General features: G+C 52.6%; 5 protein-coding genes. 2 read left to right on the forward strand and 3 right to left on the reverse strand.

Features of this window, described 5'->3' with window-relative positions; all coding sequences use genetic code 11:
* Window positions 1-184 precede the first annotated feature (184 nt).
* The gene (locus tag JIN87_RS19035) at window positions 185-2,701 is read left to right on the forward strand and encodes a DUF1592 domain-containing protein (RefSeq protein ID WP_200357200.1); all 2,517 of its coding nucleotides are present in this window, start codon (window positions 185-187) and stop codon (window positions 2,699-2,701) included.
* Window positions 2,698-4,074, forward strand: coding sequence for a DUF1552 domain-containing protein (locus JIN87_RS19040; RefSeq protein ID WP_200357201.1), 1,377 nt, complete (start codon window positions 2,698-2,700; stop codon window positions 4,072-4,074). The genes JIN87_RS19035 and JIN87_RS19040 overlap by 4 nt, the downstream gene beginning before the upstream one ends.
* A 62-nt stretch (window positions 4,075-4,136) precedes the next feature.
* Here JIN87_RS19040 and JIN87_RS19045 read toward each other — a convergent pair whose 3' ends face one another.
* The 3 genes from JIN87_RS19045 to JIN87_RS19055 all read right to left on the reverse strand — a co-directional run bounded on the left by JIN87_RS19045 (window position 4,137) and on the right by JIN87_RS19055 (window position 8,471).
* The gene (locus JIN87_RS19045; RefSeq protein WP_200357202.1) at window positions 4,137-4,742 is read right to left on the reverse strand and encodes a hypothetical protein; all 606 of its coding nucleotides are present in this window, start codon (window positions 4,740-4,742) and stop codon (window positions 4,137-4,139) included.
* Between the two features lie 107 nt (window positions 4,743-4,849).
* The gene (locus tag JIN87_RS19050; protein WP_200357203.1) at window positions 4,850-6,601 is read right to left on the reverse strand and encodes a sensor histidine kinase; all 1,752 of its coding nucleotides are present in this window, start codon (window positions 6,599-6,601) and stop codon (window positions 4,850-4,852) included.
* A gap of 265 nt (window positions 6,602-6,866) precedes the next feature.
* Window positions 6,867-8,471 carry an alpha-L-fucosidase gene (locus JIN87_RS19055; RefSeq protein ID WP_200357204.1) on the reverse strand — a complete coding sequence of 535 codons (1,605 nt, stop codon included), beginning with the start codon at window positions 8,469-8,471 and terminating at the stop codon, window positions 6,867-6,869.
* Window positions 8,472-8,781 lie beyond the last annotated feature (310 nt).

Here is an 8,781-nt window from a genome sequence, read left to right on the forward strand (position 1 = left end):
GAAAGAGCGCCGAGCGCCAAAATTGACGTGAAAACGCAACGTAAAGGGGTTCTTTCCATCCCGCTAGAAAGAGATTTTTTCGCCGTCTCGCCAAGCCTCCAAATTACTTATCAGTTGAAGCTGGTAAGCGCCCCGCCGTTTCTTCTGGCCCCAGCCTGCACCATGGTGCTACAAAATAAGGGTCGTGCCCCTATCCACCCCCTTTTGCAAAACCGCAATCGGCTTGCTCGCCCTGCAAGCTTCGGTCTCCGCGTGGGCCGATTCCAGCGTGCTACAGTCCTACCGAAACGAAGTCGAACCCATCTTCGACAATTACTGCTACGATTGCCACGGCTACGGAGAGAGCAAAGGCGGCGTCACATTGGACGAGTTCACCAAAACGAGCATCCTCGACCACGACCTCTGGAAACGCGTTCTGAGGAACACCCGAGCGGAAATCATGCCTCCGCTTGAAGAGTCGGAAGGACATATACCGCCAGAGGAAGAGCGGAAAGCCATACTGGACTGGATAAAACGACGCCCATTCGGAATCGATTCGAGTAATCCGGATCCTGGCGATCTCACGATTCAGCGCCTCAATCGCGAAGAATACAAAAACACGATCCGCGATTTGATGGGGATCAAATTCGAGACCTACGCCAACTTCCCCGCAGACAACTCGGGCGAGGGTTTCGACAATATTGGCGATCTCCTTACCCTTTCGCCAATGATGCTCGAGAAGTATCTGGACGCAGCCATCCAGATCGTTGAGGAAGCTGTCCCCACCGAACCGTTCGTAATGCAGCAGAACCGATACGACGGGACCGAGATCGCCACACTCCTGGGCATCCCAGATGGCTACAACAGCATATCCGAAAAGCGGGTACATGTTCCTCTGGAAAGCCCAGTGGACTTTTCCAAGACACTCAAAGTCCAAACCAGCGGTAAATACAAACTGGCGCTAGACCTAAAAACGATCGCCACCTCCTCAAACGACCAAGATAGCAGCGAACAAGAATTCACAGTCGAGCTCATCGTAGACGAGCAACACCGGGCGAGCAAAAGACAGGTATTTCGAAACGGGGAATCATTCGACCTCGCCCTCGATCTCGACCTAGCCGCCGGAGAGCACACAATCCAGTTGAGAGTCTCTCCTTACTCAAAAAGCGAAAACGAGGACGCTTACCTTCTCCTCGATCAGCTTACATTCACAGGCCCCGAAGCCAAAGAGCATTGGAAACGCCCAGACAACTACGAACGATTCTTCGGCGATGGCGTTCCACAGAAGCCCGAGCAGCACCCAAGCTACACCCGAGAAACGCTCCGCCACTTCGCTACAAAAGCCTACCGTCGCCCCGTCGATGACCCCACTCTGGAGCGACTGACAAAGATGGCTCTCGAAGTGGCCAGTCACGAAAGCTACACACTCGAAAAGGGTATTTCACAAGCGATCGTTGCCATTCTAGCATCACCTCGGTTCCTCTTTCGAGAGGAGGAACACCTTCCTCCTGCCTCCCCATCGGAACACCCTTTGATAGATGAATACGCCCTAGCCTCCCGTCTTTCTTATTTCTTTTGGTCCACCATGCCCGATAGGACGCTGTTTCAATTGGCCGAAGCGGGTGAGCTTCGCAAGAATCTGGACTCCCAGATAACTCGCATGCTGAAGGACAAACGGTCCGACCGCTTCATGAAAAATTTCGCCGGTCAGTGGCTACACGCCCGTGACATCATTTCAGTAAACATAAATCGAATACACGTCCATCTTCGCGACCACCCTGATCCAGAGCAAAACCACGCTGTTAAACGCTACTTCTACCTGAGAAACATTCCCGATTCGCAGCGTACTCCTGAGCAGAAGGAAGAATACACGAGTACTCGCAAGATCATGATCTCGCTCTACCGCAAAGACCTCCCCGAGCTTAGCTGGCGCGAGCAAAACGCCATGCGGGAGGAAACCGAGCAGTATTTCGAATACATCATCCGGGAAGATCGCCCCATATCCGAATTCATAGACAGCGACTACGCCTTCCTAAACGAGACAACAGCCAAACACTACGGAATCGATGGAGTTACCGGCAGAAACGTTCGTCGAGTCAATCTCCCGGAAAACAGCCCACGCGGCGGCGTGCTCACTCAAGGTACCCTCTTGGCCTATACCTCAAATCCTACCCGCACCTCACCCGTCAAGCGCGGCGTATTCATCCTGGAAAATATTCTCGGAACTCCTCCCGCTGCGCCACCACCTAATATCCCTTCGCTAGAGGACGTCGCTAGCGAACGTGATTTGGAGAACATGAGCTTACGCGACACGCTCGCCATTCATCGCGAGAAAGCTCTCTGCGCGTCTTGCCACAATCGAATGGACCCACTCGGCCTAGCACTTGAAAATTTCAACGCCCTCGGCATCTGGCGAGACTCCGAGCTCGATCAAGAGATCGACTCGAGCGGAACTCTCATTACCGGCGAATCCTTCAATTCCATCCAGGAACTAAAACGCATTCTCGCTACAGATCGGCTCCACGACTTCTACCACTGCTTCGCCGAAAAGATGCTCACCTACGCGCTTGGGCGAGGTCTTGATTACTACGACACTCACACCCTCGATCAACTCGTAGAGACTCTAGAACAGAACGAGGGACGCCCGAGCTCGCTCTTTCGAGCCATCGTCCACTCCGCTCCTTTCCAGAAAACACGTCACCCCGACTTTCAATCACCATGACCCAACAGAGTTCGCATTCCATCGCCCCCAGCCGCCGCCATTTTCTGAAAGGGATCGGAGCCTGCCTGGCGCTGCCCGCCTTTCACTCGCTCGCTGCAAAAAACACTGTCAGCACTTCGGGAGCGACCGCCCTCGCGACCACATCGAGTGGAGCTCCTCTTCGCACGGCCTTCGTCTTCTTTCCAAACGGGGCCATCCCAAAACACTGGTGGCCCACAGGAGGTGGAACGGATTTCGAATTAAGCCGAACACTCACCCCTCTTGAACAACATCGCGAGTCCATTCAAGTCCACCAAGGACTCGATCAAATAAACGCCACCCCAGGAAAAGATGGCGGCGGAGACCATGCCCGCGGCAACAGCGTGTTTCTCACGAGTGTTCGTATCAAAAAAAGCGCTACCGATATCCGAGCCGGGATCTCGATCGACCAAGCCATCGCTAGGGAGATTGGACATAACACGCGTTTCCCTTCGCTCGAGCTCAGTTGCATGACCGATAAACGCACCGGGGCCTGCGACACCGGTTACTCCTGCGCTTACCAAAACAACCTTTCCTGGAAGTCGCCCACCAACCCCATGACTCCAGAGTCTAACCCTAGAACCGTATTTGAACGCCTCTTCGGCGAAGGCAAACATGGTGAGCGAGCCGCTAATGCACAGCAACGCATGATGAGTCGCCGCTCAATTTTGGACTTCGTATTGAGCGATGCGAAAAACATGCAACAACGTCTCGACCATCGCGATCGAGAGAAGCTCGACCAGTACCTTACAGGCATTCGCGAAGTTGAGCAACGCATCCAAAAACTGGAACAATTTGGATCTCCCAGCGATCCGAAGCGGCCAACCCCCGAGGGTGTGCCAGCTTCTTTTAGCCAGCACATCGACATCATGTACGACATGATGCTCATCGCTTTCCAAACCGATTCTACTCGAGTCGCAACCTTTATGACCACCCACGACGGCGACAATCGTCCGCACGATGAGATAGGAATATCAGAAGGACACCACGACCTTTCCCACCATCAAAACAAAGACGAAAAAATCGAGAAGGTCGCCCGCATCGACCGTTGGTACGTAGAACGATTCGCTCGTTTCCTCACCCAAATGGAGACCACGCAAGACGTCGATGGGAACTCCCTACTACACAACTCCATGATCGTCTACGGAAGCGGAAACGCCGACGGAAACCGCCACACCCACGACAATCTTCCCCTGATCCTCGCCGGTCAAGGTGGTGGAAAACTGAATACCGGTCGCTTCGTCAAAAACGGATCCCAACCACTCAGCAACCTTTATCTCGATCTCGCCGACAACATGGGAGCGTCCTCACTCGAACGCTTTGGCGATTCGACCAAGCGACTCGGGAACACCTGACCTGTGGGTCGTCTCTCACGACGCACCGCAGATCCCCTTCTCAAGCAGCACAACTGAGCCACCTACTCCGTTCCCAACTCCCCTAATGGAGCTTCTACCATATCGCTCTCTTCAGCGGTCTTAAAGTGGTCCATCAAGTCCTCCATCATCTCACGTAGTGGAACGCGGATAAGCTCTTGAAACGCTAGGTCTAATTGACGTTCACTAATGGTAACCGGGGACGTCATCCTCTCAGAGTAAGTACCGAGCGTATTCAGCTCGCCAAAACGATGAAGCTTCACTCGCAAATTGGTCACCAGATCCCCCGCTCGATCCTGCTCGAATCGCAATGCGTAAATCTCGAGGACCGGACCATCTCCTGGACTATCATGTTCTCCCAAGATGTGCACATCCACCGGCATGCGATAAAGGTACACAAGCTCCTGCATCACCGTCATGTAATCACGTCGACGCAAGTCCTTCATGTTATCCGCCACATCCGGCATGCTCATCTCCAACTCCGGATTCATCGAAATCGTAAACCGCACATAAAGCGGCTCTTCCTCATTCAAAAAGATGAAGTGCTCGCTATCTTTCATCCCCATCTCACAAGAGGTCAGAAGCAGCCCCAGCAAAGGAGCAGTCACGAATTTCAAACAGTTTCTAAAAGCGGCTAGAATCGAGCTCATGGTCCAGAAAGGGTACGTGTGGATTTCAAAAAGAGATGCAGATAATTGTACTCAAAATCTAGCTGTATCACTCCAGAAATACCAATCGATTTTCCTTAAAAAACATGTCAACGGACTGGAATCTTGAGCGATGCTTTCGTCCCCTTTCCCTGGCGCGGAGCGATCGTCACCTCGCCCCGCATTCGCTCGACATAACTGACCGTGATCGTAAGCCCTAAACCCGCGCCCGGATAAAACTCGGTCGCCCCCAAATTCCCCTTTCGAAACGGAAGAAACATCTGCTTCACATTCGTATCAGTGATCCCAATACCCTGATCCTCTACCGTAAACACGACCTCTTCCGTCTCCAAGCGACAACGCAGGGTAACCGGTCGATCCTTCGAGAACTTCAAGCCATTGTGCACCAGGTGGGCGAGCGCCTTCACCAGCATGACCGCATCCACCCGCAACACCGTGCCGGCCGGCGTTTCGTCAATAATCTGCAACCGCTCCTCCCCCCAAGTATCCACCACATCCTCGCTGCGCAGCTTGCGCAACACCTCGATCAGCAACACATCGCTCGGCTCGACCCCAATCCCTTCCGACTCGATTCGAGAAAACTCGAGGATATTCGAAATCGTATCACGAAGAATATAGCCGCCGTTCATGATGTGATCCACACTCTCCTGCGCCGCCTCGTCCAAGGTCGTATCGTGACGCAACAGGTTCGAAAATCCGATCATCGCATTAAGCGGCGTGCGAATTTCATGGCTGATATTCTGCAGGAACGCGGATTTGAGACGATCCGACTGCTCCGCCTTCTCCTTTTCCTTCACAAGTTCTTCCTCGTGATTTCGTTTCAGGATCAGCATCGAAACAAGCAGCAGCACCGCCACCACCAACAAGACCAAGACCACGCCCACCACAATGATCTCCCGGCGGTGCTTCTCCCATATGCCAGACGGCTCGTTCAGAAGAACCGACCCCACAGGAATCGCAGCCGGATCCATCCCTGCTTTCTTCATTTCCGCGTAGTCGAAATACCAAGTCACCCTTCGGTTCTCAATCTTCCTAGCGAGCGTGCGCCCTCGAATAAGGTCAATCGCCAAGCCCGCCGCCATCGTCCCCTGCAGCAGGCCTTCGTTTGCCGGTCCCCCCACCAGCCCAACACTGTTCTCACCCATCAGATCACCGAAAATCGGAACTGAGCAATGCTCCTTCAGCGCCCCTAAAAACTCGAAACTACTCACAGGATTCCCGTCCCGGTCATTGGTTACCACGATATAGTAAAGCAGCCCGTTTTTCCCCAAGCCGCTGTAATACTCCGGCACCTCGTCGACTCGATGCCCCATGTGATAACGAAAACTGAGGCGGCCAACCCACTTCTCCTCAATCGATTCAAAGATCTTCCGGTAAAGCTGCCCCGTAGGAGTCGGGTTCAGCACCAGATGCAACTCTTCGACATCGGGCTTCAAACGGTATATCGTTTCAATGTACTCCTCAAAGTTGTGGTCTTCACGCACCCCCCAAAGCCGATCCACCCCCAAATAGTCCTCCGTATTGGTGATCCCGCAAAACACCACCGGAACCTCCTTAAAAATCTCCTCATCACGATACTTCAACACGAAGTCCACCGCCGCATTGTCCGAACACAAGATGACGTCGAAAACCTTTCCTTCGTACTTGGATCGCAACAAGCCCAAGGCATCCTCACCAACCCCAATCGCAGGGAATCGCTTCGCGTCCAAAAACTCCGAGTAAACTCCTATATCCTTCTCAGCGGAAAAGCGCTCAAACACACCCTCCGTGACTTCATCCGTCCATTTGTAACCTAAGTTATACGAGTTTAAGTAGAGCACGTTCCTCTCCGCCGCGTTCATCGCCCAGCAACTCGCAAGAAAGACAAAGACACACCCGGCGTGTCTCACAAGAAACGCCAAACGCTTGGCAAATACGGGCAATAAAGCGACGAAATGAAGTGAATCGCTCACAGAGACTTAAATCATACTAAAGCCCATGATTAGCAAGTCGCCCACTCACTTATCAGTGATCGAATAAAAAAAGAAAAACCGTAGTCGTAACACGACTACGGTTTTGCAAGGCGCTGAACCCCAAGAATGTCAGCGCCTGGAAAATAGAGTGAAGCTACTCTGTATGGGCGTTTACGTTACCGCCGATATCGTTCTCAGTGTAGCCTTCGAGCGAGATCTTGTAGGCGTGCGCATAGTCTGACGGGATCCACTTCGGAGCCTTAATCACGAGACCGCGCTCATCCCGCGTCCACTTAATCTCCTCATCGCTACCAAGCAGTTCGATGTTCAAAATTGCGGAATTCAAAACGCCGATATCGGTGCTCAGAGTCTTCATTACGATGTCACCTTTCGGCTTATCCATGACAATCGCATAAAACTCCTTGCTCGATTTCTTGGTGTAGCGGATGTCCTTATTGCCATAGGCAATCTTGATCTTCTCAACCTTGTGTCCGCCCTCAGGCAAACGAGTCGGACCTTCGCCAAACACATCCCAAGGACGAGTGCCGTAAATCGCGTCTCCATTAATTTTCAACCAAGCACCCATTTCTTCGAGCATGTTAACCATTACGGGGGGGATCTTACCATCTGGGTCAGGCGGTACGTTCAGAAGCATGACACCGTTCTTCGCAACGATATCGATCAAGATATCGATGATGTCATTCGGCTCCTTGAACTTAGCGCTTTCGCGGTAGAACCAAGCACCTGGAGACGTATCCGTAAGCCACGCTGGGCTCTTTGGCTGATTTGGACGGCCGCGCTCATAGTCCTTGATGCCGGTAGAGAGTGGAAACGTAGTCTCCTTGTAGCTTACAGCGACATCCTTGTCCCACTCGATTCCCTTGTTGTAGTAGTAAGCGAGGAACTTGAGACGGCTCTCCTCAGTGAACTCTTCCAACCACCAGTCGAACCAGATCAGGTCAGGCTCGTAGGTATCGATGTACTCCTTCAGAACCGCCCACCAATGCTCATAGTAGTCTTCGTCAGGCGTGTTAGACTCCATAGAACGGGGATTCCCATACAAATCGTAATCCTTCGGATCGACTCCACCGTACTTGTGAGCGAGAGCGAAATACTTCCACGTAAAGGCATGGTGGAAGGAAGCCATGAACTTCATTCCACGTTTCTCCACCTCCTTCTTCAAATCTGCGGAGGGATCGATTCCACCATAGTTGATCGAGTTCCAACGGGTCGCCTTGCTGTCCCACATCGCGAAATTGTCGTGGTGCATGGCGACTGGACCCGCGAACTTAGCGCCTGACTTTTCAAAAAGCTCAGCCCACTCAACCGCGTCGAAACCAGACGGATCAAACTGCTCGATCACGTGAGTGTAACCAAATTCGGCTGGGTCGCCGTACTTCTCCACGTGATGCAGATAGTTGTTGCTCGGCTGTCCGTTCTTAGTCGGAACCTTCTTGCCATCTGCGTACATGAACATGCCGTGCCATCCACGATAGTGACGGGACGGGTCGGAACCTTCCATCGCTTCAGAAATCGGCCCCCAGTGAGTGTAGATGCCAAGCTTGGCATCAAGGAACCAGTCAGGAGTTTGGTTCACCTTGGCAACCGACTCCCAACTTTCCTCATACTTCTTACAGGATTTTGTCTTCTCTTCGCACGAAGCCTCGCTTTTCGAGCACGCCTTCGATCCGCAATCCGCCTGCAAGGCCAGCGGCATTAGCGGCAACAAAGATAGTAATGCAAATGTTCGTTTGTTCATAGTTCTAGCAATGCCCCTAAGAACTCAGCTCAGCCCAGTTCGCAAGTTCTGCAGGACTTAAACTGATAACGAGGATCATGCTATCCTCAGAGATGGAATATTTGAAACATAAGTCCTCAAAACAGGAGGACACTCGGCACTTGCCGCTGAGGTAGCCGTTGTCCCAAACGGCCATCCGCAAGGTAGGGCTGGCTGGCCCAGTCAGCCGCAATGCACATTGGCGTCAACTTAAGTCGTAAGGCCCCTATGAAGAGTCTGTTATGCTTCCGTTTACGGCGTTGGAGCAGCCTCTTACGTTAAGTTTTTTTAT

Source organism: Pelagicoccus mobilis (assembly GCF_016595505.1).
In the GTDB taxonomy this organism is placed as follows: Bacteria; Verrucomicrobiota; Verrucomicrobiia; order Opitutales; family Opitutaceae; genus Pelagicoccus; species Pelagicoccus mobilis.

What these genes read in the sequence shown, in the direction of transcription:
- JIN87_RS19040 (WP_200357201.1), top strand. Translation starts at nt 2,698, where the DNA reads ATGACCCAACAGAGTTCGCATTCCATCGCCCCCAGCCGCCGCCATTTT.
- JIN87_RS19045 (WP_200357202.1), bottom strand. Translation starts at nt 4,742, where the DNA reads ATGAGCTCGATTCTAGCCGCTTTTAGAAACTGTTTGAAATTCGTGACT.
- JIN87_RS19050 (WP_200357203.1), bottom strand. Translation starts at nt 6,601, where the DNA reads ATGAACGCGGCGGAGAGGAACGTGCTCTACTTAAACTCGTATAACTTA.
- JIN87_RS19055 (WP_200357204.1), bottom strand. Translation starts at nt 8,471, where the DNA reads ATGAACAAACGAACATTTGCATTACTATCTTTGTTGCCGCTAATGCCG.